This window comes from Streptomyces sp. MNU89, from assembly GCF_020982505.1.
GTDB lineage: Bacteria > Actinomycetota > Actinomycetes > Streptomycetales > Streptomycetaceae > Streptomyces > Streptomyces xinghaiensis.
This window is the reverse complement of the sequence record NZ_JAJKLL010000001.1, coordinates 2664858-2689243: the sequence shown is the minus strand read 5'-3', so window position 1 is coordinate 2689243 and position 24386 is coordinate 2664858. Positions and strand designations below refer to the sequence as shown.

The 24386-nt window shown below is 71.4% G+C and carries 23 protein-coding genes and 3 pseudogenes; 18 read left to right on the top strand and 8 right to left on the bottom strand.

The window, feature by feature from the left end; genetic code table 11:
• The first annotated feature begins 80 nt into the window (after positions 1-80).
• Together E4N63_RS11410 and E4N63_RS11405 are read left to right on the top strand one after the other, a co-directional pair.
• A complete protein-coding gene (locus tag E4N63_RS11410) occupies positions 81-788 on the top strand; it encodes a DUF1707 domain-containing protein (RefSeq protein ID WP_374112866.1) in 708 nt (235 codons plus the stop codon).
• A gap of 156 nt (positions 789-944) precedes the next feature.
• Positions 945-1319, top strand: coding sequence for a WhiB family transcriptional regulator (locus E4N63_RS11405; RefSeq protein ID WP_043473664.1), 375 nt, complete (start codon positions 945-947; stop codon positions 1317-1319).
• A 123-nt stretch (positions 1320-1442) separates the two neighbouring features.
• On the opposite strand, the gene glpX is transcribed toward E4N63_RS11405, so the two are convergent.
• Positions 1443-2477 (bottom strand): class II fructose-bisphosphatase, encoded by a 1035-nt coding sequence (gene glpX, locus E4N63_RS11400; RefSeq protein ID WP_125622096.1) that lies wholly within the window; start codon positions 2475-2477, stop codon positions 1443-1445.
• Positions 2478-2683: 206 nt separating this feature from the next.
• Here glpX and E4N63_RS11395 point away from each other — a divergent pair, with 206 nt between their 5' ends.
• Positions 2684-3208 (top strand): DUF4245 domain-containing protein, encoded by a 525-nt coding sequence (locus E4N63_RS11395; RefSeq protein ID WP_230240571.1) that lies wholly within the window; start codon positions 2684-2686, stop codon positions 3206-3208.
• A 72-nt stretch (positions 3209-3280) separates the two neighbouring features.
• Here the strand turns inward: E4N63_RS11395 and E4N63_RS11390 are convergent, their stop codons facing one another.
• The 3 genes from E4N63_RS11390 to xseA all read right to left on the bottom strand — a co-directional run bounded on the left by E4N63_RS11390 (position 3281) and on the right by xseA (position 5740).
• On the bottom strand, positions 3281-3877 hold the full coding sequence (locus E4N63_RS11390; protein WP_230240570.1) for a malonic semialdehyde reductase: 597 nt from the start codon (positions 3875-3877) through the stop codon (positions 3281-3283).
• 187 nt (positions 3878-4064) lie between these two features.
• Positions 4065-4337 carry an exodeoxyribonuclease VII small subunit gene (locus E4N63_RS11385; protein WP_230240569.1) on the bottom strand — a complete coding sequence of 91 codons (273 nt, stop codon included), beginning with the start codon at positions 4335-4337 and terminating at the stop codon, positions 4065-4067.
• A 110-nt stretch (positions 4338-4447) separates the two neighbouring features.
• On the bottom strand, positions 4448-5740 hold the full coding sequence (xseA, locus tag E4N63_RS11380) for an exodeoxyribonuclease VII large subunit (RefSeq protein WP_125622102.1): 1293 nt from the start codon (positions 5738-5740) through the stop codon (positions 4448-4450).
• Between the two features lie 95 nt (positions 5741-5835).
• Between xseA and E4N63_RS11375 the strand changes: the two genes are divergently transcribed.
• The gene (locus tag E4N63_RS11375; RefSeq protein ID WP_125622104.1) at positions 5836-6897 is read left to right on the top strand and encodes a 4-hydroxy-3-methylbut-2-enyl diphosphate reductase; all 1062 of its coding nucleotides are present in this window, start codon (positions 5836-5838) and stop codon (positions 6895-6897) included.
• Positions 6898-7048: 151 nt separating this feature from the next.
• Entirely contained in the window at positions 7049-7852 is an 804-nt protein-coding gene (gene ppgK, locus E4N63_RS11370; protein WP_230240568.1) for a polyphosphate--glucose phosphotransferase, read from the top strand.
• 137 nt (positions 7853-7989) lie between these two features.
• On the opposite strand, the gene E4N63_RS11365 is transcribed toward ppgK, so the two are convergent.
• A complete protein-coding gene (locus tag E4N63_RS11365) occupies positions 7990-8766 on the bottom strand; it encodes a DUF6542 domain-containing protein (RefSeq protein WP_230240567.1) in 777 nt (258 codons plus the stop codon).
• Between the two features lie 188 nt (positions 8767-8954).
• Here E4N63_RS11365 and ychF point away from each other — a divergent pair, with 188 nt between their 5' ends.
• Positions 8955-10043, top strand: coding sequence for a redox-regulated ATPase YchF (gene ychF, locus E4N63_RS11360; RefSeq protein ID WP_230240566.1), 1089 nt, complete (start codon positions 8955-8957; stop codon positions 10041-10043).
• Positions 10044-10236: 193 nt separating this feature from the next.
• Here ychF and E4N63_RS11355 read toward each other — a convergent pair.
• From E4N63_RS11355 to E4N63_RS11345, 3 genes and pseudogenes are all read right to left on the bottom strand, one after another.
• A pseudogene (locus tag E4N63_RS11355) lies at positions 10237-10505 on the bottom strand (type II toxin-antitoxin system RelE/ParE family toxin).
• A complete protein-coding gene (locus tag E4N63_RS11350) occupies positions 10498-10761 on the bottom strand; it encodes a type II toxin-antitoxin system Phd/YefM family antitoxin (RefSeq protein ID WP_125622110.1) in 264 nt (87 codons plus the stop codon). The pseudogene E4N63_RS11355 and the gene E4N63_RS11350 overlap by 8 nt, the downstream one beginning before the upstream one ends.
• A 416-nt stretch (positions 10762-11177) precedes the next feature.
• Positions 11178-11360 (bottom strand): annotated as a pseudogene (locus E4N63_RS11345) (DUF397 domain-containing protein); the annotation flags it as partial.
• 380 nt (positions 11361-11740) lie between these two features.
• On the opposite strand from E4N63_RS11345, the gene E4N63_RS11340 reads away from it, so the two are divergent.
• The 12 genes and pseudogenes from E4N63_RS11340 to E4N63_RS11285 all read left to right on the top strand — a co-directional run bounded on the left by E4N63_RS11340 (position 11741) and on the right by E4N63_RS11285 (position 24354).
• A complete protein-coding gene (locus tag E4N63_RS11340) occupies positions 11741-12787 on the top strand; it encodes a lytic transglycosylase domain-containing protein (protein ID WP_230240565.1) in 1047 nt (348 codons plus the stop codon).
• 141 nt (positions 12788-12928) lie between these two features.
• Positions 12929-14164, top strand: a complete 1236-nt coding sequence (locus E4N63_RS11335; RefSeq protein WP_230240564.1) for an RNA polymerase sigma factor — start codon at positions 12929-12931, stop codon at positions 14162-14164.
• 86 nt (positions 14165-14250) lie between these two features.
• Entirely contained in the window at positions 14251-15234 is a 984-nt protein-coding gene (locus E4N63_RS11330; RefSeq protein WP_308188680.1) for an ABC transporter ATP-binding protein, read from the top strand.
• Between the two features lie 7 nt (positions 15235-15241).
• On the top strand, positions 15242-16012 hold the full coding sequence (locus E4N63_RS11325; protein ID WP_125622120.1) for an ABC transporter permease: 771 nt from the start codon (positions 15242-15244) through the stop codon (positions 16010-16012).
• Positions 16013-16068: 56 nt separating this feature from the next.
• Positions 16069-16833: an ABC transporter permease gene (locus E4N63_RS11320; RefSeq protein WP_125622222.1), complete on the top strand. Its 765-nt coding sequence runs from the start codon at positions 16069-16071 to the stop codon at positions 16831-16833.
• 7 nt (positions 16834-16840) lie between these two features.
• Positions 16841-18117, top strand: a pseudogene (locus E4N63_RS11315) (MCE family protein).
• Complete coding sequence (locus E4N63_RS11310; protein ID WP_230240563.1) at positions 18114-19151, top strand: MCE family protein; 1038 nt, start codon at positions 18114-18116, stop codon at positions 19149-19151. Before E4N63_RS11315 ends, E4N63_RS11310 begins: the two are co-directional and overlap by 4 nt.
• Positions 19148-20131, top strand: coding sequence for an MCE family protein (locus E4N63_RS11305; RefSeq protein WP_230240562.1), 984 nt, complete (start codon positions 19148-19150; stop codon positions 20129-20131). The genes E4N63_RS11310 and E4N63_RS11305 overlap by 4 nt, the downstream gene beginning before the upstream one ends.
• Positions 20128-21270, top strand: a complete 1143-nt coding sequence (locus E4N63_RS11300; RefSeq protein ID WP_125622128.1) for an MCE family protein — start codon at positions 20128-20130, stop codon at positions 21268-21270. Before E4N63_RS11305 ends, E4N63_RS11300 begins: the two co-directional genes overlap by 4 nt.
• The gene (locus tag E4N63_RS11295) at positions 21267-22580 is read left to right on the top strand and encodes an MCE family protein (protein WP_230240561.1); all 1314 of its coding nucleotides are present in this window, start codon (positions 21267-21269) and stop codon (positions 22578-22580) included. Before E4N63_RS11300 ends, E4N63_RS11295 begins: the two co-directional genes overlap by 4 nt.
• Positions 22577-23842 carry an MCE family protein gene (locus E4N63_RS11290; protein WP_230240560.1) on the top strand — a complete coding sequence of 422 codons (1266 nt, stop codon included), beginning with the start codon at positions 22577-22579 and terminating at the stop codon, positions 23840-23842. Before E4N63_RS11295 ends, E4N63_RS11290 begins: the two co-directional genes overlap by 4 nt.
• On the top strand, positions 23839-24354 hold the full coding sequence (locus E4N63_RS11285) for a hypothetical protein (protein WP_228429966.1): 516 nt from the start codon (positions 23839-23841) through the stop codon (positions 24352-24354). The genes E4N63_RS11290 and E4N63_RS11285 overlap by 4 nt, the downstream gene beginning before the upstream one ends.
• The last annotated feature ends 32 nt before the right edge of the window (positions 24355-24386 follow it).

Below are 24386 nucleotides of genomic sequence, written 5' to 3'. Positions count from 1 at the left end.
GCGAGGCCGGCCGTCGCGCGGCCGGTCACGGCTCGCTGCGGCCCGGGTGGCGGGAGATGCGCGAGCCGGAGCCCGCCCCTCTGGACCTCCGGAAGAACGGGCCGGTCCCGGCGGCCCCGGACACCGCGCTCGCGGCCGACGCCCCGGCACCGTCCCCCGCCGGGATGCGCGCCTCCGACCGGGAACGGGACCGGATCGCGGACATCCTGCGCGAGGCGCTGGCCGAGGGCCGGCTGACCGCCGAGGAGCACTCCGAGCGAATCGACCTGGCCTACCGGGCCCGGACTGTCGGCGAACTGGAGCCGCTGGTCGGTGACTTGCCGGCGCAGAGCGGCCCGGACCGGGGCCCGGACCGCCCCGCGCCGCGCCCCGGTGGAGCGCCGCCCTCGGCGACCGGCGCGGCCTCGGAGAATCTCATCGCGGTCTTCGGCGGCTCCACCCGCAAGGGCCGCTGGCGGGTCGGTCCGCGTACCACGGCCTTCGCCCTGTTCGGCGGGGTCGAGATCGATCTGACCGAGGCCGTCTTCCGGCAGCAGGAGATCGTCGTCAATGCCGTGGCGATCTTCGGCGGGGTGGAGATCCGGGTGCCGGAGAACGTGACGCTGCGCTGTACGGGCACCGGGATCTTCGGCGGCTTCGACGTCAGGAACCGCGAGGCCGACGACCCCGACGCGCCGATCGTGGTCGTCACCGGCTTCGCCGTCTTCGGCGGGGTCGACGCCCGCCCGAAGCGCGGCAAGCTGCTCAGGGATCTTCGCGATCGCATGCGGCGGGAACTGGGCGGCTGAGTCCGCCCGGATCGGTCCGCCACGGTGTGAATAGGCGCGCGTACAGCGGGTAGGGAGAGTCGAGTCGTCTCTCGTGCGGCATGGGGGTGCAAACGGTCGTGCGAAGGGAGACGGGCAAGGGTGACCCTTTCGCGTAGCTGTCGTCAGGAGTGGACCGTGCTGCATTCGCCGCATCAGCCCCCGCAGGCCGCCGTCGTGCCATCCCAGCGTGTGACCGCGCGGGACCAGGACGGCCCCTGGCATTCGGAGGCGGTGTGCCGCCGGGACGAGGCAGGACTGTTCTTCGCGCCGTCCAAGGAACCGACGGCCGCGAGGCTGTCGCGCGAGGAGGCCGCGAAGAGAGTCTGCGCGCGCTGCCCGGTGCTGGTCGAGTGCCGGGAGCACGCTCTGCTGCAGCCGGAGCCCTACGGCGTGTGGGGCGGCCTCACCGCCGCCGAGCGCCGGGTCGTGCTCGCCCGCCGCCGGCGGCGCGACGCGGAGCTGCAGAAGGCCGCGCGACCGGCGATACCGCACATCGCCGCGGCCGGCTGAAGGCCGGCCGGGTACGGCCCCGGCAGTAGGGGCCGGTGGAGAGGAGGAGCGCCCCCCGCACGGGGCGCTCCTCCTCTCCTGCCTGTCCTCCGCCGGCCGCCCCGGTGGACGGGGGCGGCTCCGTCAGCGGGCCCGGTCGAAGTCCACCGCGCTGTAGGCGCGCAGCTTCTTCAGCCGGTGCGTGGAGTCGATCTGCCGGATGGTGCCCGACTTCGAACGCATCACCAGGGACTGGGTGGTGGCCGTCTCCGCGCGGTACCGCACGCCGCGCAGCAGCTCGCCGTCCGTGATGCCGGTGGCGACGAAGAACACGTTCTCGCCGCTGACCAGGTCGGAGGTGTGGAGCACCCGGTCCAGGTCGTGGCCCGCGTCGAGGGCGCGCTGCCGCTCCTCGTCGTCCTTCGGCCACAGCTTGCCCTGAATGGTGCCGCCGAGGCACTTGATGGCGCAGGCCGCGATGATGCCCTCCGGCGTGCCGCCGATGCCCATCAGCAGATCGACGCCGGTGCCCTCGCGGACGGCCATGATCGCGCCGGCCACGTCGCCGTCCGAGATGAACCTGATGCGGGCGCCGGTCTCCCGGATCTCCTGGACGATCCCGTCGTGCCGCGGCCGGTCCAGCACGACGACGGTGACGTCCTCGGGCTCGCTCCTCTTGGCCTTGGCGACCCGGCGGATGTTGACCGCGGGCGGGGCGGTGATGTCCACGTAGTCGGCGGCCTCGGGGCCGGTGACCAGCTTGTCCATGTAGAAGACGGCGGACGGGTCGAACATCGTGCCGCGGTCGGCCACGGCCAGCACGGACACGGCGTTGCTCATGCCCTTGGCGGTGAGCGTCGTGCCGTCGACGGGGTCCACGGCGACGTCGCACTCCGCGCCGGTCCCGTCGCCGACGCGCTCGCCGTTGAACAGCATCGGCGCCTCGTCCTTCTCGCCTTCGCCGATCACGACCACGCCGTTCATGGAGACCGTGTGCACCAGGGTGCGCATGGCCTTGACGGCGGCACCGTCCGCGCCGTTCTTGTCGCCGCGGCCGACCCACCGCCCCGCGGCCATCGCGGCGGCCTCGGTGACCCGGACCAGCTCCAGAGCGAGGTTGCGGTCGGGGTGCTCGGGCTGGACATCGAGAGCGGGCGGTAGATGGTTGTTTTCGGTCATCGGAGCGCACCTTTCTGTACGGCGACGGCCGGATGCTGAGGGTAATGAGACTTTATCCGCTCATTGGCAATCTGAGCAGAGCGCCCCACGTTTGAGCACATCCCCCCGGCCCCGGCCGGTGCCCACGGGGTGCGGTTCCCGGAAGCCGCCGGTCCACACCCGGGGGCGGGGGCGGACCACCACGGCGCATGAGGGACCATGGACGGGTGGCAAGTGGACGTGGCAGGCAGACGGTGCGGGACATGGTGCTGTCGATGACGGTGATCGTGCTCTTCGCTGCCGTCATCTACGTATTCATCCCGCACGACGACTCAAAGGACCCGCTCCAGCGGGTGGACTACTCGGTGGAACTGAAGTCGGCCCGCCGCGCGGCTCCGTATCCGCTCGCGGCCCCGCAGGGGCTGCCGGAGACGTGGAAGGCCACCTCGGTGACGTACCGGGGCGACGGCCGGCACGGCGCCGCCTGGCATCTGGGCTTCCTCGACCCCGACCGGGAGTACGTGGCGGTGGAGCAGAGCGACGGCAAGCCGGAGACGTTCGTGACGAGCGTGAGCCGTGGCGCGGAGCGCACCGACCGGACCCAGCGGATCAACGGCGAGGAGTGGGTGCGCTACGAGGGCGAGAAGTACGACGCCCTGGTGCGCGAGGAGGACGACCACACGACCGTCGTCCTCGGCACCGCCTCGTACGAGCGCCTCACGACGATGGCCGCCGCGCTCCAGACCTCCTGAAGCCGGGGGTTCGGGAGGTCCGGAGCGGGCGGCCGGTGGCCGTGGCCGGGGCGCGCTGCCGGTGCGGCCCGGTCAGACGGTGGTGACGACCTCGTCGTAGGACAGCCGCGGCAGGCGCTCGGGGAACCAGGCGTTCTCGGCGGGCCGGCCGATGTTGACCACGGTCAGCACGGCGTGGTCGCCCCCGGGGAAGAAGTCCTTGTTGATGCCGTCGGCGTCGTAGCCCGTCATCGGGCCGGCGGCCAGGCCGGCGGCGCGGACGCCGAGGATGAAGTAACCCGCCTGGAGCGTGGCGTTGAAGGAACCGACCCGCTCGCGCACCGGGCGCTCCGCGAAGAACGTGTCCTTGAGGTCCGGCGCGAAGGGCATCAGCCGCGGCAGCTCCTCGTGGAACTCGTGGTCCACGGCGAGGATCGCGGTCAGCGGCGCGGCGGCGGTCTTCGCCCGGTTGCCCTCCATCAGGTGCCCCACCAGGCGCTGCCGCGCCTCGGGGGAGCGGACCAGCACCACGCGCAAGGGCTGCTGGTTGAAGGCGGTCGGCGCGTACTTGACCAGGTCGTAGATGGCCTGGACCTGCTCCTCGGTCACCGGCTCGTCGGTGAAGGCGTTGGCGGTACGGGCCTCCCGGAACAGCAGGTCCTGGGCGGCGGCATCGAGGGCGAGAGTCATGAGGAACACCTTGTTCACGGGGGGTGTGCGGGGGAGACCCGCACGCTGACAAGATGTATTAACCTTCAACTAAATCTTCTTATGCCCGCCCCTGATGTGACTCCCGTCACGTCGGGTCGCGCGGGTGCGGTACCCGCAGGACGACGACGGTTGTCGGAGGGCCCCGGGGTGCGGCCCGGACCGTCTCTCAGTCCCCGGAGCCGCGGGGAGAGCCGCCGGAGGGCCCGGAGCCCTCCTCCGAGGACTCGGCCAGGGCAGCGTCCAGCCGCGCCCGGGCGCCGTCCAGCCAGCGGCGGCAGATCTTCGAGAGCTCCTCGCCGCGCTCCCACAGGGCGAGCGACTCCTCCAGCGTCGTGCCGCCCGCCTCCAACCGGCGTACGACATCGATCAGTTCGTCCCGCGCCTGCTCATAGCCCAGCGCGTCACTCGGCGCGGCCGCCCCGGCCCCGGTCTCTGTCATGCGGTCAGCCTACGGTCCGGCACCGACAGCGGGCCCCGCGGCGGCCGGTTCCCGGAGCGGCGGCTCCGGCACCGCCCGGCCGGGCGGCCTGCACTCCGGGCCGGCGCCCTTCACTCCGGGCCGGCCCCGTCCGCCGTTCCGCCCCTGCCCGGCCCGGTGGCCGCCGCCCCGGTGCCGTCCGGGTCCGCGCCGCTGCCGCCGGCCGCCACCACCGTCAGCTCGCCCTCCGCCACCCGGGCCCGCAGCCGCTCGCCCTCCGGCACCTCCCGCGCCGCCCGCACGACCGAACCGTCGGGCCGCTGCAGCACCGCGTAACCCCGCTCCAGCGTGGCGGCGGGCGAGAGCGCGACGACCCGCGCCCGGGTGTGGGCCAGCTCGGAGTCCGCCCGGTCCAGCAGATGCCCCAGGGTGCGGCGGCCGCGGTCGCACAGCGCCGTGATCTGCTCCTCCCGCTCCTCGACCATCCGGTGCGGCCGCTCCATGCAGGGCCGGGCGCGGGCCGCCGCCAGACCGCGCTCCTCGCGGTCCAGCAGGCCGCTCACCGCGCGCAGCGCCCGCTCGCGCAACTGCTGGATGCGGTGGAGCTCCTCGCCGACGTCCGGCACCACCTGCTTGGCCGCGTCGGTCGGGGTGGACGCGCGCAGATCGGCGACCAGGTCCAGCAAAGGTGTGTCCGGCTCGTGCCCGATCGCCGAGACGACCGGGGTGCGGCACGCCGCCACCGTCCGCACCAGCTGCTCGTCCGAGAAGGGCAGCAGATCCTCGACGCTGCCGCCGCCCCGGGCCACGATGATCACGTCCACCCCGGGATGGGCGTCCAGCTCCCGCACCGCCTCGACCACCCGGGTGACGGCGTGCACCCCCTGCACGGGGACATTGCGCACCTCGAAGCGGACGGCGGGCCAGCGCAGCCGGGCGTTCTCCAGGACGTCACGCTCCGCCGCCGAGGCCCGCCCGCACACCAGCCCTATGAGCTGCGGCAGGAACGGCAGCGGATGCTTGCGCTCGGCCGCGAACAGCCCTTCGGCGGCCAGCGACTTCTTGAGCTGCTCCAGCCGGGCCAGCAGCTCACCGACCCCGACCGGTCTGATCTCGGCCGCGCGCAGCGAGAGCTGGCCGCGCGGCGCGTACCACTCGGGCTTGGCCTGCACCACGACCCGGGCGCCCTCGGACACCACGTCCGCGACCCGGTCGAAGACCGAGCGGAAGCACGTGACGCTCAAGGAGATGTCGTACGACGGGTCGCGCAGGGTCAGGAAGACCACGCCCGCCCCGGGGCGCCGCGACAGCTGGGTGATCTGCCCCTCCACCCAGACGGCGCCGAGCCGGTCGATCCAGCCGCCGATGAGCCGCGACACCTCGCCGACGGGGATCGGCGTCTCGGCCGAGGTGTTGAGTGCCATGGGAGGAGGCTAGCCGGGCGCACCGACAGCGCGCCCCGCCGGACCGGCGCGGGCGCCCCGCCGCCCGGAGCCCGCCCGGCCTTTACGATGGCCCCATGACTGCTACGCCCAGCCCGTCGCCCGACGCCGCCCCGAGCGGGGACACCCCGGACGGCGGTGCCCGCAAGCGCGTCCTGCTCGCCGCACCCCGCGGATACTGCGCGGGCGTGGACCGCGCCGTGATCGCCGTCGAGAAGGCTCTGGAGCAGTACGGCGCGCCGGTCTACGTGCGCAAGGAGATCGTCCACAACAAGTTCGTCGTCCGGACACTGGAGAAGAAGGGCGCCGTCTTCGTCGAGGAGACGGAGGACGTCCCCGAGGGCTCCATCGTGATCTTCTCGGCGCACGGCGTGGCCCCCGTCGTCCACGAGGAGGCCTCGGCCCGCAAGCTGGCGACCATCGACGCCACCTGTCCGCTGGTCACCAAGGTGCACAAGGAGGCCGTCCGGTTCGCCAAGGACGACTACGACATCCTCCTCATCGGCCACGAGGGCCACGAGGAGGTCATCGGCACCAGCGGCGAGGCCCCCGACCACATCACCCTGGTCGACGGCCCGGGCGACGTGAAGAACGTCGAGGTGCGCGACCCGTCGAAGGTTGTCTGGCTCTCCCAGACCACGCTCTCCGTCGACGAGACCATGGAGACGGTCGACGCCCTCAAGGACCGCTTCCCCCAGCTCATCAGCCCGCCCAGCGACGACATCTGCTACGCCACGCAGAACCGGCAGATCGCGGTCAAGCAGGTGGCGGCCGACTCCGACCTGGTGCTGGTGGTCGGCTCCAAGAACTCCTCCAACTCGGTGCGCCTGGTCGAGGTCGCCCTCGGCGCGGGTGCCCGCGCCGGTCACCTGGTGGACAACGCCGGGGAGATCGACGAGGCGTGGCTGGCCGGGGTGGACACGGTCGGCATCAGCTCCGGTGCCTCCGTGCCGGACGTGCTCGTCGAGGAGGTTCTCGACTGGCTCGCCGAGCGCGGCTACGCCGATGTCGAGATCGTCCAGCCGATGCAGGAGAGCATCACCTTCTCCCTGCCGAAGGAGCTCCGCCGGGATCTGCGCGCGGAGGCCGCCGCCCTGTCCGGCGGACCCGCCGCCGGCGCGCCGGACGCCCGCGCCTGAGGCCCCGCCCGGACTCCGCCCGGCTCGTACCCCGTGGTGCCGGCAGGCTCCCCGCCCCGGTCCGCCGCCCCGCGCGGCGGGCCGGGGCGGTTCCGTGCTCCCGGACGCAGCGGCGGGCGAGCACGCCGCGCCAGGGCCTAAGTTGGTGACCATGGTGGCTACATCCGGGGCGCAGGCCCCCCAGACAACCGCAGGACAGGCCGGACGGGTCCTCGGAGTGGACATCGGCGGCTCCGGTATCAAGGGCGCCCCGGTCGACCTGGAGCGCGGAGACCTCGCGGAGGAGCGGCACAAGGTGCTGACCCCGCAGCCGGCGACGCCCGAGGCGGTCGTCGAGTGCGTGGCGGAGGTCGCCGGGCACTTCGGCTGGACCGGCCCGGTCGGCGTGACCTTCCCCGGTGTCGTCACCGGGGGCATCACGCGCACGGCCGCGAACGTCGACCCCGGCTGGATCGGCCGCGACACCCGGAGCCTGCTCGCGGACCGGCTGGCCCTGCCGGTGACCGTGCTCAACGACGCGGACGCGGCCGGGGTCGCCGAGATGGCCTTCGGCGCGGGCCGCGGCCGGAACGGCACGGTAATCATGCTGACCCTCGGCACCGGTATCGGCAGCGCCGTCTTCACCGGCGGGCAGCTCGTCCCCAACACCGAGCTGGGTCACCTGGAGCTCGACGGCCACGACGCGGAGACCCGGGCCGCCAGCCGCGCCAAGGAGGACGAGGACCTGAGCTGGGCCGACTGGGCGCGGCGGCTGGAGCGCTATCTCACGCATGTCGAGATGCTGTTCTCCCCGGACCTCTTCATCATCGGCGGCGGGGTGAGCCGCAAGGCCGTGAAGTACCTGCCCCTGATCGAGGGCGTACGGGCCGAGATGGTGCCGGCGGAGCTGCGGAACAACGCGGGCATCGTCGGCGCGGCGATGAGCGCGGCCCGGAGCCGGACGGAACAGGGCTGACCGGGTTGACCGTGGCCGGGAGCCGGACGGAACGGGGCCGAGCGAGGGCCGCCGGAGCCGGGCGGAACAGTGAGCGAGGGCCGGAACCGGGGCGGAACAGCTGAGCCGGGGCCGGGGCCGGGCGGCGCCCGCGGCCGTTACGGTGCCGTCGCGGTGCCGGGGGTGCCGGGTGCAGTGGCCGCGGGAGCCTCGGCGGTGGCCGGTGCGGTGGCGGACCGGGACGGGCCCGCCGGGCCGCGGTCGTCGGCCGCCGCGCGCTGGGCGGCCCGTGAGGCCAGCAGCACCACTTTCCGCGCCGACACGGTCAGCACGGCCAGCAGCGTCCCCGCGTACAGCCAGAGGGCGTCGAGGGCCAGGGCGGTGACCAGGTCCACCAGCCGGTCGGCCACTGCCGCGCCCTCGCTGACCGGCACCAGGCCGACGAAGAAGGCGATCGGCAGGGCGACCGGCGCTGCGGTCAGTTCGGTGGGACGCACCCACAGGGCGCAGACGGCGGAGGCCACGAGAAAGGCGATCCCGTACGCGGACGGGGAGTGGTCGCCCGGCAGCAGCCGGTCCAGGGTGCCGGCGGCGAGCATCAGCAGCAGCGCCAGCAGGCCGCAGCCGAGACCGGTGAGCTTGGGCCCGGGCATCCGGCGCAGCCACCGCAGCTTCTGGAGGGCGGCGAGCACGGACGGGACGGAGCGTGGCCGGCCGGACCGGTACACGGCCGCGGACTCGTCGTCGGCACCGGCGGGGGCGGCGCCGGTCCGCCCGGGGCCGTGGCCACCGGCTGCGGCGGAACCGCCGGGCCCGCTCGGGGCGTTGGCGAGTGACTCCCGGGGGTCCACGGGCGGGGCCCCGCGCGTGGGGCGGGGCAGCGGTGCGGGCCGGTGCGGTGTGCGCTCGTTACTGCGCGTACGGGGTTGCTCCACGCGACCAACGTAGGTCGGGGGAGGGGCGGAATGTGGCGCGGGACACGCGGCCACCACCGTCTCGGTCGTATTTTCAGCCGATCATCCGCCCGGACGGAGCCGGCTGGGCCGCCCCGTAGACTTGGAGGCCCGGTCCCGCTCCGGGATCCGCAGTCCGCACCCTCACCCTCGCTCCGGGAAGTCGCCACGTGTCGCTCACGATCGGAATCGTCGGCCTGCCGAATGTCGGCAAGTCGACCCTGTTCAACGCCCTGACCAAGAACGACGTCCTGGCGGCCAACTACCCGTTCGCCACCATCGAGCCGAACGTCGGCGTCGTGGGCGTCCCCGACCCGCGCCTGGACACGCTGGCCGAGATCTTCGGCTCCCAGCGGAAGCTCCCGGCCACCGTCGACTTCGTCGACATCGCGGGTATCGTGCGCGGCGCCTCCGAGGGCGAGGGCCTGGGCAACAAGTTCCTGGCGAACATCCGCGAGTCCGACGCGATCTGCCAGGTCATCCGCGCCTTCGAGGACGAGAACGTCGTCCACGTCGACGGCAAGGTCTCCCCGAAGAGCGACATCGAGACGATCAACACCGAGCTGATCCTGGCGGACCTGCAGTCGATCGAGAAGGCCCTGCCGCGGCTGGTCAAGGAGTCCCGTCTCCAGAAGGAGAAGGCCCTGGTCGCCGCGGCCGCGGAGGCCGCGCAGAAGATCCTGGAGGAGGGGCGGACCCTCTTCGCCGCCGGGATCACCAAGGACTCCGAGCAGGGCCGGCTCCTCCACGAGCTGCACCTGCTCACCGTCAAGCCGTTCCTCTACGTCTTCAACGTCGACGAGGACGAGCTGGTGGACGACGCCTTCAAGGCGGAGCAGCAGGCGCTGGTCGCCCCGGCCGAGGCGATCTTCCTCAACGCGAAGATCGAGTCCGAGCTGATCGAACTGGAGGACGACGAGGCGCTGGAGCTCCTCCAGTCCATGGGCCAGGAGGAGCCCGGCCTCGCCACCCTCGCCCGCGTCGGCTTCGACACGCTGGGCCTGCAGACCTACCTCACGGCGGGCCCGAAGGAGGCCCGCGCCTGGACCATCAGGAAGGGCGCCACGGCCCCCGAGGCGGCCGGTGTCATCCACACCGACTTCCAGAAGGGCTTCATCAAGGCCGAGGTCATCTCCTACGCGGACCTGGTGGAGTGCGGCTCCGTCCAGGAGGCCCGCGCCAAGGGCAAGGCCCGCATGGAGGGCAAGGACTACGTCATGCAGGACGGCGACGTGGTGGAGTTCCGCTTCAACGTGTAGTTGTCTCCCCGGATCGCCCCCTGGTCTGCATGTGCGCAGGTCGGGGGGCGGTTCGCTGCTCGGATTCGTTCGTTGCGGCGGAACGTTCGGGATCTGGGACCGGGAGATGGGGCGCAGCGTCTTTGCAGGTCAGGGCACTGCTGGGTGGTAGTTGAATCTGGGCGGGTTTTCCGGCTGCTGGGTCCTGGCTGGATCACGATCGCGACTCGTAGACCGTGGAGCGGTGGCCGACATGAAGACCCATACAACGAGTTCGCCGTTGTCGACGGTGTAGATGACGCGGTAGTCGCCGACCCGGAGGCGGCGGCGGTCGGGTTGGGACACGAGCGCCGTGGTGCTGAATCCGAGCGGGTCACTCTCCAGTTCCGTCAGCTTGGCCAGGATGCGTAGCGCCATGTCGCGGGGGACTTTCCGAAGCTCGGCCTGTGCCTCGGGTCGGAAGACGGTGCGGTACTCACTCACCGCGCGCCAGGGTTTCCTTCATGACGTCCTCGATGGGGACGCCGGGCGAGCGGTTTGCCATCCGCTCGTCGATGATGCGATTGATCTCGCGCTCTTCCCACTGTTGGTACTTGCGCAGAACATCGATCGAGACGACGGCGGCGACTTCCTTTCCTCGTCGCGTGATCACGGTGGGCTGGTCATCGCGATCGGCCCGTTCGACGACCTCCGCAAGGTGTGCGCGGACGTCACGGATGGACATGGGCATCTGCGTCATGACTCATGAGTACCGGATGTTCCATGTGTACACAACGGGATGGGCTCCGGGGAGCGGCGAAGCTCTGCTCCGGCTCAACCTTCACGGAATGTCCTCGGAGGTTTCGTGCCCGCGGCGGAAGTAGTCCCCGGGCTCTTCGGCAGCAGGACCGTCGAGCGGGCTGCCGGTCCGGCCGGTTCGCCGAGCGACTCCGGTGCCCGGCGTGCGGGTTAGCGCACAGTGATGCTCACGGATCGCGGCCGGTCTTGACGGCGCCCTCGTGTGCCGCGATGCGTTGTTCCGGCTGCTGGATCCCGGCTGGATCGCCGGAAACCGGCATGACGGTGGGAGGATGCGGGGCTTGCGGAGAGGGCCGGCACGGGCCGTCCGCCTCTCGGAGGCCCAGCGGGCGGACGGCACACCAGCCCTTCACTGCCCGAGGCGAACCCCACGAACGACGCCCAGCCCTCGCGGCCGACCGTGAAGGCGGGGATGGTGACGTCCTTCGAGTCGCGTACGTGGACGGCCTGTTCGATGATCGCGACACCTACGCAGTCGTCACCCCGGGTGCCGCTGTAGCTGGGCCTGAACCGGATGAGTTCCGTAGTGCCGCTGCTCATCGCTCTCCTCGGAGTCGCTCCGGACGAGTGCGCCGAACGTCCGTCAGGCTGTCCGAGGGGCACGGCTCCCGCCCCCAGCCCCGGCCGGATCCGGCCGTACGCCCGCGCCTCCGCCCGCGTCCGTCCCCGGCTCCGGGGAAGCTCCGCAGAACCTTACGGAGCGTGCCGGAGTCGTCGAATGCCCGCCATCTCCCCGCCGCTCCGGCCGCCGCGGCCGTGCCGGAGGGGCTCAACGCCCCGGACCGCGCCTGGCCGGCGGTGCCGAATCCACCGACTTCCGCGACGGACCGGCCGCCCCTCCCCGTAGAGACAGGTGACAGTGTCCGCGCACATGCGGCGCGGCAGCGGGACGGGGAGGGATCCGACGTATGGCTGGACGGATGCGCAGAGGTGTGAGCGGGACGGCGGTCGCGGCGGTGGCCATGGTGGCGCTGACGGGCTCGCAGGCGACGGGCACGGCGACAGGGACCGCCGCCTCCGGGAGCGGCAAGGCATCGCCCCGGCAGGAGACCTCGGGCGATACGCACTATGACCGCGAGCTGCCCCCGCTGGTGGCGCGCTACTCGCCCGGTTCGCCCGCACGGCCGTCCCCGGGCGCCGGTCCCGTGGTCGCGGCCGGCCACGCGGCGATACCCGGCGCGGTCCTCAGTGCGTACCGGAAGGCGGAGGCCTCGCTCGCGCGGAGCGCCCCGGTATGCGAACTGCGCTGGCAGTTGCTCGCCGCGATCGGCCAGGTCGAGTCCGGCCAGGCGCGGGGCGGGCGGGTGGACGCGGCCGGTACGACGTACACCCCCATCATCGGTCCGCAGTTGAACGGCCGCGGCTTCGCCGAGATCCGGGACACCGACGGCGGCGCGTACGACGGCGACAGCTCCTACGACCACGCCGTCGGCCCGATGCAGTTCATCCCCTCGACCTGGGCCGTGTGGGGCGCCGACGGCAACGGCGACGGCGCCGCGGACCCCCACAACGTCCACGACGCGGCGCTCTCGGCGGGCCGTTACCTGTGTGCGGGCGGGCGTGACCTCTCGCGGGCGCGGGACCTCGGCCTCGCGATCCTCTCCTACAACCGTTCCCAGGAGTACCTGCGTACCGTTCTGGCCTGGTACGGCTACTTCAGTGACGGTCACCGGGTGGTGCCGGGCCCGAGCGGCGAGGGCTCCGGCTCCGGTTCCGGTCCCGGTTCCCGTGCGCAGCCGGGCTCGTCCGGCGCTGCGAAGCCCGAGCGGGGCGGCCCGGGGCCGCGGGCCGGGGCGGCGTCCTCGGGGCCGGGGTCCCCGCCGCCGTCGCATTCGCCGGAGCCGTCCCCGGAGCCCGCGCCGGCGCCGGAGTCCGCGCCGGAACCCGCCCCGACGGACCCGCCGGTCGTCCGGGTGAGCCCGCCCTTTGGCCACCACCCCCGGCACCGGCACCGGGCTGCCGGGTGACGAGGTGCTTCCGGACGTGCGGGACGGGGGGCGCTGACCGGCGACGATGAGAACTTCCTCCCGCACCACCCCTCCACAACTCCGGATACCGGGCGGTAACCTCCCGGCCATCAGGGGTGAGCGCGAGCGAGGAGGGGCTTCATGGCGACGGACAGGCATCCTGCTGACCCGGCGCCACCGGGTGACGAAGCGGCCCGTCTGCGGTGGCAGCGGATGTGGGGCCACCGCGAGCACCTGCTCAAGGTGGCCCGCCGCAGGTCCATGAGCGCCGAGGACGCCGAGGACGCCGTACAGGAGGCGATGCTGCGCGGCGCGCAGAACGCGCACCTCGACGACGCGCGGATGGGCGCCTGGCTGACGACGGTGACCATGCGCCTGTGCGTCGACCGGTACCGGCAGGTCCACCGGGAGGCCCAGGTCTCCGGCACCCGGACGCTCACGGCCCCCGGCCCCGTCCCCGTCGAGGAAGCCGTCTGTGACCGGGCGGAGGCCAAGTGGCTGGCGTACCGGAGCGAGGAACTGCCCGCCCGCCAGGCGGAGGCGATCCGGCTGAAGTCGCAGGACCTGGACGTCGGGCAGATCGCCCGGGAGATGGATCTCAGTTACGAGGCGGTCGAGTCACTGCTGGCCAGGGCCCGGCGTACGCTGCGCAAGTCGCTGGCCGGCACGCTGGCGTTCGGCCTGTGGCTGATCGGGCGCCACCGCGACGGCGGGCAGGCCCCCGCCCTGGTCGCTGCCTCCGCGGCGGCGACGCTGGCCGTGGTGGGCCTGGCCGGTCCTTTCCCGTACGAGCCGGATACGCCGCGGCCCCCGAGGCCCGCCATGTCGGAGCCGGGTGAGGCGGCGGTGGGCGTGTCGCCCCGCGTCCTGCCGGCGGACGCCTCCCCGCCCGCTCCGTCCCGGCTCGGAACTGCGCCCCCCGAACAGGGAGAAGAAGACGCCGACGCCACCCGCCGGCCTCCGGCTCCCGGCGGTGCTGCCCGAGGTGCCGGAAGTTCCGGAGGTGCCCGAGGTGCCCGAGGTTCCGGAGGTTCCGGAGGTGCCGGCGCCGGAGGTCGAGCTGCCGGACGTCTCCCCGACGCTGCCGACCGGGGCGGCTCACACCGTGCCGGTGCCGGCGCTCCCGTCCGCACCCGCTCCCACGGTGTCCGTGCCTCCGCTCCCGTCCGCCGTGCCCGCCCCGTAGGGGCCGTCCCGGCATCTGCCCTCCGCGCCGGCCCTGTCAGGCCCCGTGAGCCCCGTCAGGCCCGGCGGCGCCCGGCGACGGCCGCGGCCCGCCGGCCTCCCGCCGGGGCGCCGGCCACGGAACCCCGCGACCGCACCCCCGCACACCGGCGCCCGCGGCACGCCGCCGGACCCCTGGTCTCCACCCCGTAAAAAATCTTGCCCTTCTCCGCGACGGACCCGCCGCCCTTCGCCGTAGAGCAGATGTCGGAGCTGCTCCCCGCTGAAGGGTGAACCGGATGGGTGTCGAGATCTGTGTGGAAGGGTTGACGAAATCCTTCGGCCACCAGGTCATCTGGCAGGACGTATCGCTGACGCTGCCCGCCGGCGAGGTATCCGTCATGCTCGGCCCCTCGGGCACGGGAAAGTCGGTGTTCCTCAAGACTCTCGTGGGTCTGCTCAAGCCGGAGCGGGGATCGATCACGATCGCCGGGCAGGACATCACGAAGCTCCGCGAGCGCGACCTCTACGAGGTGCGCAAGCTCTTCGGCGTGCTGTTCCAGGACGGCGCCCTGTTCGGGTCGATGAGCCTGTACGACAACATCGCCTTCCCGCTGCGCGAGCACACCCGCAATCCGGAGAGCGAGGTCAGGCGGATCGTCCTCGAAAAGATGGACATGGTCGGTCTGATCGGTGCCGAGGACAAGCTGCCCGGCGAGATATCCGGCGGTATGCGCAAGCGGGCGGGGCTGGCGCGGGCGCTGGTGCTCGACCCGGAGATCATCCTGTTCGACGAGCCGGACTCGGGGCTCGACCCGGTGCGGGTCGCCTATCTCAACCAGCTGATCGTCGACCTGAACGCACAGATCGACGCGACCTTCCTGATCGTCACTCACGACATCGCCTCGGCCCGCCTGGTCCCCGACAACATAGGGCTGCTCTTCCGGCGCGAGCTGGTGATGTTCGGCCCTCGCCAGGAACTGCTCACCAGTGACGAGCCGGTTGTCCGGCAGTTCCTCCACGGCCGTATGCAGGGGCCGATCGGCATGGCGGAGGAGAAGGACGCCGCCCAGGTCGAGCAGGAGCTCGCCGAGCTCGGCACCGGCGCGAGCCCAGGTGACGGGGAAGCGTCCGCGGCGCCCATGACCCCCGCCTGCTCCCCAGCCCGGGAGTCACCCGCCCGCCCCGCTGGCAGGCGATCGCCGAGCGCGAGACGGAGCTCCACCAGCCGCAGCCGAAGCAGGGGCCGAAGCAGGAGCCGGAGCCGAAGCGGAAGGAGGTGACGGACGCATGAGTTTCTCCCCCACCGGAGTGCTGAGACACTCCGGCAGCCTCTTCGCCATGGCGCTGGACGTCCTCAGGACCCTCCCCCGGCGCCCCTTCCAGCTGCGGGAGTTCATCCAGCAGGCCTGGTTCATCGCCAGCGTCACCATCCTGCCCACCGCCCTCGTGTCCATCCCGTTCGGCGCCGTCATCGCACTCCAGATCGGCAGCCTGACCCGGCAGCTCGGCGCACAGTCGTTCTCCGGCGCGGCCTCGGTGCTCGCCGTACTCCGAGAGGCGTCCCCCATCGTGACGGCGCTGCTCATCGCGGGCGCCGGCGGCACCGCGATCTGCGCGGACCTCGGGGCTCGCAAGATCCGCGAGGAGATCGACGCCATGCAGGTGCTCGGTATCGACCCGATCCACCGGCTGGTCGTGCCCCGGGTGCTGGCCACGATGCTCGTGGCGGTCCTGCTCAACGGCCTGGTCTCCGTCGTCGGCGTGGCCGGTGGCTACTTCTTCAACGTCGTCATGCAGAACGGCACCCCCGGCGCGTACCTGGCCTCCTTCACCACCCTCGCCCAGCTGTCCGACCTGTGGGCGGCCGAACTGAAGGCGCTGGTCTTCGGCGCGATCGCGGCGATCGTCGCCTCGTACAAGGGCCTCAACGCCAAGGGGGGACCCAAGGGCGTCGGTGACGCCGTGAACCAGTCCGTGGTCATCACCTTCATGTTGCTGTTCGTGACGAACTTCGTGATGACCGCCGTGTACTTCCAACTCGTCCCGCAGAGGGGTTAGTCGTGCCACGACTTCTCGACCGCCCGCTGCGCTCCCTGCAGGAGCTGGGCACGCAGATGGTCTTCTACGGGCGTTCCCTCGCCTGGACCGGCCGCACCCTGCGCCGCTACAAGAAGGAGGTGCTGCGGCTGCTGGCCGAGGTGAGCTTCGGCCGCGGTGCGCTGGCGGTCGTCGGCGGCACGGTCGGCGTCATCGCGTTCCTCTCCTTCTTCACCGGCACCGAGGTCGGACTCCAGGGGTACGCCGCCCTCAACCAGCTCGGCACGTCCAACTTCGTGGCGTTCCTCTCCGCGTACTTCAACACCCGCGAGATCGCCCCCCTCGTCGCCGGCCTCGCGCTGTCCGCGACGGTCGGCGCCGGGTTCACCGCCCAGCTCGGCGCGATGCGCATCAGCGAGGAGACGGACGCGCTGGAAGTCATGGGCGTACCGTCGCTGCCGTTCCTCGTCACCACCCGTATGATCGCCGGCTTCGTGGCGGTGATCCCGCTGTACGTCGTCGGCCTGCTGTCCTCGTACTACGCCGCGCGCACCATCACCACCGGCTACTACGGGCAGTCCACCGGGACGTACGACCACTACTTCCAGCAGTACCTGCCACCGGTCGACGTGCTGTGGTCCTTCGGCAAGGTGATTGTCTTCGCCGTCGTGATCATCCTGGTGCACTGCTACTACGGCTATTACGCGAGCGGCGGCCCGGCCGGTGTCGGAGTCGCGGTCGGACGCGGCGTACGGACGTCGATCGTGGCCATCAACATCCTCGACTTCTTCCTCAGCCTGGCCATCTGGGGTGCCAGCACGACCGTACGGATAGCGGGGTAGGCGGCCCATGCGCATACGCACACCGAAGAACCCGGCCACCCTCGCCCGGCCCACTCGACTCCGCCTGTACGGGGTCGTGTTCATCGTGTTCATCGCCCTGCTGCTGTCCCTGACGGTCGCCGTCTACCAGCAGGTCTTCACCTCCGTCGTACGCATCACCCTGGAGGCGGACACCCTCGGCAACCAGATGGAGCCGCGCGCCGACGTCAAGCTGCGCGGCCTGCTGGTCGGCGAGGTCCGCGAGGTGCGGGCCGACGGCGAGAAGGCGACCCTCGGCATCGCGCTGAAACCGGAACACGTCCCGCTCATCCCGGCCGATGTCCATGCCCGGCTGCTGCCCAAGACCCTGTTCGGCGAGAAGTACGTCGACCTGGTCGAGCCGGCGAAGCCCTCGGCGCGGCACATCCGCGCCGGTGACGTCATCACCCAGGACCGGACCACCGTGGGCATCGAACTCCAGCAGCTGATGAACGACCTGCTGCCGCTGCTGCGCACCCTCCAGCCCGCCAAGCTGAACGCCACCCTGTCCGCCTTCTCCACCGCCCTCGAAGGACGCGGCGACAAGATCGGCGACAACCTCGTCCGCCTGGAGGACTACCTGCGCCGGCTCAACCCGCACATGCCGTCCCTCCAGAAGGACATCTCCCGGCTCGCCGACGCGGTCGAGGTGTACGGCGAGGCCGCCCCCGACCTGCTGCGGACCCTGCGCAACACCCTCACCACCAGCCGCACCCTCGTCGAGCGGGAGGACCGGCTCGCGTCGGTCCTCACCTGGACCGCCACCGCCGCGGACACCACCGAAGGCCTACTCGACGAGAACTCCGCCCGGCTCATCACCCTGGGCCGCGTCTCCCGTCCCACGCTGGCCCTGTTCGCCCGCTACTCGCCGGAGTACCCGTGCCTGCTGGCCGGGCTGGTGCGGCAGAAAGAGGAGTCCGAACGGGCGTTCAGCGGCGGAAAGATGCGCATCACCCTCGAATTCGTCCCCCAGCGTCCCCCCTACCGACCCGGCGAGGAACCGCGCTATGCCGACCGCTCCGGCCCCGACTGCAGAGGTCTGCCCCACCCCGCGTCCCCGGACCACCGACCAAGCTCGACGACGGCACGTCGGCGTCACGGAGCCCGGGCGGTGCTGCGCCCTCCGTGTCCGGCACACCGGCCGAACAGAACGCCGTCGCCTCGCTCGTGGCTCCGGCCATGGGTGTGCCCGCCGACGAGGTCCCGGCGGTCGCGACGCTGCTCTTCGGCCCGATGGCGCGGGGAACGGCGGTGAGCGTCGCATGAGCCGTACGAACGCCAGAACGACAGCTCCTCAGCTGATCAAGCTCGGCATCTTCGCGGTGGTGACGGTGGCGGCGACCGCCGTGCTGGCGGCCACCATCGTCAACATCTCCTTTACCCCGAAGGAGACGTACACCGCCGTGTTCAGCGATGTCACGAGCCTGGAGGAGGGCGACGACATCCGGGTCGCGGGCGTGCGCGTCGGTGAGGTCGACAGCATCGAGATCAAGGACCGCACGCTGGCCGAGGTCGCCTTCACCGTCTCCCGCGACCGGCCGCTGCTCACCAGCACCCGCGCCGCCATCCGCTACCGGAGCCTGATCGGGCAGCGGTACATCGCGCTGACGGAAGGCACGGGTGACGCCACGCGGCTGCGGCCGGGCGGGCGGATCCCGCTGGAGCACACCGAGCCGGCGCTCGATCTCAACGCGCTGCTGAACGGGTTCAAGCCGCTGTTCGCCGCGCTGAGCCCCAAGGACGTCAACCAGCTCGCCACCGAGATCGTCATGACCCTCCAGGGCGAGGGCGGTACGGTCCGCAGTCTGCTCGCCCACACCGCATCGCTCACCACGACGCTGGCCGAACGCGACAAGGTGATCGGTTCCGTGATCGACAACCTCAACACCGTGCTCAAGACGGTGAACAAGCGCAGCAGCCGCTTCTCCGACCTGATCTCGCAACTGCAGCGGCTGATCTCGGGGCTGTCGGCCGACCGGAAGCCCATCGGGAAGTCGCTGACGGGCATCAACGCCCTCGCGGAAGCCACCTCGGGGCTCCTCGAGGACGCCCGCCCGCCGCTGAAGACCGACATCGCCGAACTCGGCGAACTCGGCGGAACGCTGAACGACCACGAGAAGACCGTGGAGGGCGTCCTGAAGAGGCTGCCGGACAAGCTCAACAAGCTGACCGGCACCGCCTCCTACGGCTCATGGTTCAACTTCTATCTCTGTGACTTCGACGGCCGGATCGTGCTGCCGAAGACCTCCGAAGCCATCACTCCGGAACTCCATGTCGCGCGAGCGAGGTGTGGTCGTTGATTCCCTTCCGTGAACGCAGTCCGGCGGTGATCGGCGCCGTCGGCCTCACCACGATCGCGCTGCTCATCGCCGCCGCGTTCAACGTCCAGAATCTTCCGCTGATCGGCAGCGGCGAGAAGTACAGCGCGGCGTTCTCCGAGGCCGGCGGACTCAAGCCGGGAGACGAGGTACGGATCGCCGGTGTGAAGGTCGGCAAGGTCGACGACGTGGGACTGGACGGCGGCCACGTCAAGGTCACCTTCCGGGTGAAGGGAGACCCGGAGTTCGGGTCGCGGACCGGTGCGGCCATCCGCGTCAAGACCATCCTCGGCGCCAAGTACCTGGCGCTGGAACCGAAGGGGCCGGGGCTGCTCGAGCCGGGCAGCGAGATCCCGCTGAGCCGTACGGTCCCGGCGTACGACGTGGTGGAGGCCTTCAGCGACCTCACCACCACGACCGAGGAGGTCGACAAGGAGCAACTGGCCACTGCCCTGGACACGCTGTCCGCCACCTTCGAGGACGCCCCCGACGAGGTGAAGGCGTCCATCGCGGGCCTGTCGAAGATCTCCCGGACCGTGTCCTCCCGCGACCGGGCTCTGCGCGAACTCCTCGACCACGCCAACGGCGTCACCGGTGTTCTCGCCAAGAGGAAGGGCGAGTTCAGCAAGCTGGTCAAGGACGGCGACAAGCTGTTCAAGGAGATCAACGCGCGGCGCAAGGCCATCCACGCACTGCTCAAGAGCTCCGTCGCCCTCGGCATCCAGCTGTCCGGCCTGGTCGACGACAACCGGGAGGCGATCGGGCCCGCGCTCACCCGCCTGAACACCGTGGTGAGGATGCTGGAACGCAACCAGGCCGCACTCGACCGCAGCGTGCGGCTGCTGGCGCCCTTCACCCGGGTCTTCACCAACACCCTCGGGAACGGCCGCTGGTTCGACAGCTACATCCAGAACATGGTCGCCCCGGCACCGGTGGAACCACGGACAGGAGGGTCACGATGACGGCCGGCCGCATCAGAGCCGTACGCCGGATCGCGCTCGCCACGGTCCTCGTGGTCTGCGCCGTCCTCGCCTTCGTCCGCCTGTCCCCGACGCAGGTGGTCCGGGTGACGGCGTACTTCCCGCGTACGGTCGGCATCTACCCGGGGTCCGACGTGCGCGTGCTCGGCGTCCGGATCGGTGAGGTCAAGAAGATCACGCCGCAGGGCGGCCGGGTGCGCGTCGAGCTGGAGTACGCCGACGAGTACAAGGTCCCGGCGGACGCCCGGGCGGCGATCATCAACTCCTCGGTGGTCAGCGACCGTTATCTCCAGCTGCTCCCCGTCTACCGCTCCGGCCCGGCGATGAGGGACAACGACGTGATCCCCGAGCAGCGGACGGCTGTGCCGGTGGAGCTCGACCGCGTCTTCGACAGCCTGCGCACGACGGGAGAGGCGCTCGGCCCCAGGGGGGCCAACAAGGACGGTTCGCTGTCCCGGCTCCTGGCCGTCAGCGCGGACAACCTCCAGGGGCAGGGCGGGAAGCTGCACCGGACGGTCGAGGACCTCTCGCAGGCCGTCACCACGCTGTCGGACGGCCGGAAGGACCTCTTCGGGACGGTGGAGAACCTCCAGGGGTTCACGGCCGTGCTGGCGGCGGACGACGCGAGCGTCAAGTCGTTCAACAACAGCCTGGCCAAGGTGGCCGGCCAGCTGGCCGGGGAGCGCAAGGACCTCGCCGCGGCGATCAAGCATCTGGCGGCCGCGCTCGCCGATGTGACGGATTTCGTCAGGGACAACAAGAAGGCGCTGACCGCGAACGTGAAAGGGCTCAGCAAGGTGACCAGCGTGCTGGTCACGCAGCGCGCGGCCCTGGAAGAGCTGCTCGAGGTGGCACCGGCCGGTCTGTCCAACCTCCAGAACGCCTACAACCCCGAATCCGGCACGCTCGACACCCGTAACAACGCCGAACAACTCCACCAGGACCCGGCTTCCCTGCTCTGCTCCCTGCTGAAGACGGCCGGGGAGACGGCCGACTGCCGTGACCTGAGGAAACTGTTCGACTCCCTGCCCGAGCTTCCGGAGGCGGACCCGGTCACCGGCGCGGTGCCGACGGGCCCGACCGACAGGACACTCGGCGGAATCCTGGAGGAGGGCGCATGAGAGCTCCACGGAAAGCGGCCCTGTGGACCGCCGCCGGTTCCCTGCTCCTCACCGGCTGCGAATTCAACGGGCTGTACGACGTCCCCCTGCCGGGCGGCGCCGCCGCTGACGGCGGCAGTTACCGCGTCACGGCCGAGTTCCAGGACGTCCTCGACCTGGTCCCGCAGTCCACGGTCAAGGTCAACAACGTCACCGTCGGTGCCGTCGAGAAGGTGGAACTGGACGGCTGGCACGCCCGGGTGCGGCTGCGCGTCGACGACTCGGTCCGGCTCCCCGGCAACGCGGTCGCCGGGCTGCGGCAGACCAGCATGCTCGGTGAGAAGTACGTCGCCCTGTCGGCACCGACGGACACCGAGCCGGTGGGCAGGCTCACCGACGGCGCGGAGATCCCGCTGTCCCGCAGCGGCCGCAACCCGGAGATCGAGGAGGTGCTGTCGGCCCTGTCGGCTCTGCTCAACGGCGGCGGGGTCGCCCAGCTCAAGACCATCACGGTGGAGCTCAACAAGGCCCTCGACGGCCGCGAGGACCGGGTCACGTCCCTGCTCACGGAGCTGGACACCTTTGTCGGCGGGCTCGACGAGCAGAAGAAGGAGATCGTCCGCGCGCTGGAGGGCATCGACAAGCTCTCCAAGACCCTCGCCGAGGAGAAGAAGACGATCGGCCGGGCCGTCACCACCCTGCCGCCCGCGCTGAAGGTGCTGGCCGACCAGCGGTCCAAGCTGACCAGGATGCTCACCGCCCTGTCGAAGCTGGGCGAGACGGGCACCAAGGTGATCAATGCGTCCCGGGACGACACGATCGCCAATCTCCGCCGGCTCCAGCCGATCCTCCGGCAGCTGAACAAGGCGGGCGCCGATCTCCCGAACTCCCTGGAACTCCTGACGACGTATCCGTTCCCGCGCAATGCGGTGGACGCGATCAAGGGCGACTACGTCAATCTCAAGGTCACCGCCGATCTCGACCTGGAGAGCGTCTACGGGAACCTCGCCGACGACCCGGAGAAGCCGGGCGATCGGGCAGAGCCGGGGGAGCCCGCGCTTCCCGGTCTGCCCGGCCCGGAGGTGCCCGGCGTGCCCGGACTCCCCGAGACACCCCGGCTGCCGGACCCACCCTCGGCTCCGCCGGTACCCCCGGTCCCGTCCGACCCCGCGGATCCACCGGGGGCGGGCGACGGCGACCTGGGGTGCCTGCCGCTGTGCACCGGCACCCCGGCTTCGTACAGCGGGAGTTCACCCGGTTCCGGGAGCGGCTTCCCGCGCGGTGCCGACATGGCCCTCGCGGAGCTGCTGATGAAGGGGATGATGCCGTGATCACCCGCATGGTCAGACTCCAGCTGCTCGCCTTCGCGATCATCACCGCACTCGGTGTGTCGTACGTCGGCGCCCAGTACACCGGCCTGGCCGACAGCGTCCTGGACCGCGGCTACACCGTACGGGCCGAGTTCGCCGCTTCCGGGGGCATCTACTCCGGCGCGGAGGTCACCTACCGCGGGGTGCCCGTGGGCCGCGTCGGCGACCTGCGGCTGACCGCCGCCGGCGGCGTATCGGTGGCGCTGAACCTGGAGGACTCCCCGGGCATCCCGGCGGACAGCCTGGCCGTGGTGGCGAACCGCTCGGCCGTCGGCGAGCAGTACGTGGACCTTCAGCCGCGCTCCGGCGACGGGCCCCGCCTGCGGGACGGCAGCACCATCCCGCGCCGGAACACCCGGGTGCCCGTTCCCACCACCGAGCTGATCCTCAGCCTGGACCGGCTGGTCACCTCGGTGGGCAAGAAGGACCTGCGGACCACGGTCGACGAACTGGGCAAGGCGTTCGCCGGGACCGGCCCGCATCTGAGCCGGCTGGTGGACTCGGGCAACGCCCTGATCGAGTCGGCGTCGGGCTCGCTCCCCGAGACGATCGCGCTGATCGAGGACTCGCGGAAGGTTCTGAAGACGCAGGCCGACCAAGGCTCGGCGATCAAGTCCTTCTCCCGCGACCTGGCGGCGCTCACCGCCCGGTTGAAGGCGAGTGACGGGGACATCCGGGCCCTGATGGACAGCGGCACCACGGCCTCCCGCCAAGTGGACGCGCTGCTGAAGGACAACCGGACCCACCTCCCGGTCCTGCTCGGCAACCTGATCAGCGGCGGTCAGGTCACCCTGGCCCGCCTGCCGGGCGTCGAGCAGATGCTGGTCACCTTCCCCGTGGTGGTATCGGGCAGCTACACGGTCCTCCCCGGCGACGGCACCACCCACTTCGGCATGGTCACCAACGCCGACGATCCCCCGCCCTGCCGCGAGGGCTACGACACCCGGCGCCGCGACCCCGCCGACACCACGGACCGCCCGGCCAACACCGGGGCCCGGTGCACGGCCCCGCGCGGCGGCGACACCTCGGTCCGGGGAGCCCAGAACGCCCCCGGCGCGAGCGGCACTTCCGGCCGGGCGTCACACGTCACGGCATACGACCCGGAGACCGGCGCCGCGAACGGCCCGGACGGAAGGCCCGTACAGATCGGCTCCACGGGCGGAGCACAGAGCCTCTTCGGAAAGGACTCCTGGCAATGGCTGCTGGTGGGACCCATGGCATGACCCGTGTATTCCTGACCCGCGCGATACGGCCCCTGCGCCACCCGCGCGCCGTGGTGCCGCTGGCGGTTGCGGCCGCCGTACTGACGGCCTCGTCCGGCTGGCTGGGTTTCCAGGTGTACGAGCGGCACACGACGGAGCGGCGGCACCAGGACATCCTGGCCGCCGCCCGCCAGTCGGCGCTCAATTTCACCTCGCTCGACTACCGGCACTACGACCGGGACAGCGGGAACGTACTGAAAGGCGCCACCGGCGACTTCGAAAAGCAGTTCTCGGCCCAGACCGAGAAACTGACGAAGATCGTGGCCGAGAACAAGTCGGTTTCCGAAGGAAGAATCCTCGAAGCGGGCATCGCGCGTGCGGACGAACGCACCGCCCGTGTCCTGGTGGTGGCCGACAGCAAGGTCACCAACGTCGCCGCTCCGCAGGGCACGTCCCGCAACTACCGCCTCCAGCTGGACCTGGTCCTCAAGGACGGACGGTGGCTGACGTCGAACGTCGAATTCGTCGGCTGACGCACCCTGCAGCACCTGGCTCCGCACCACCC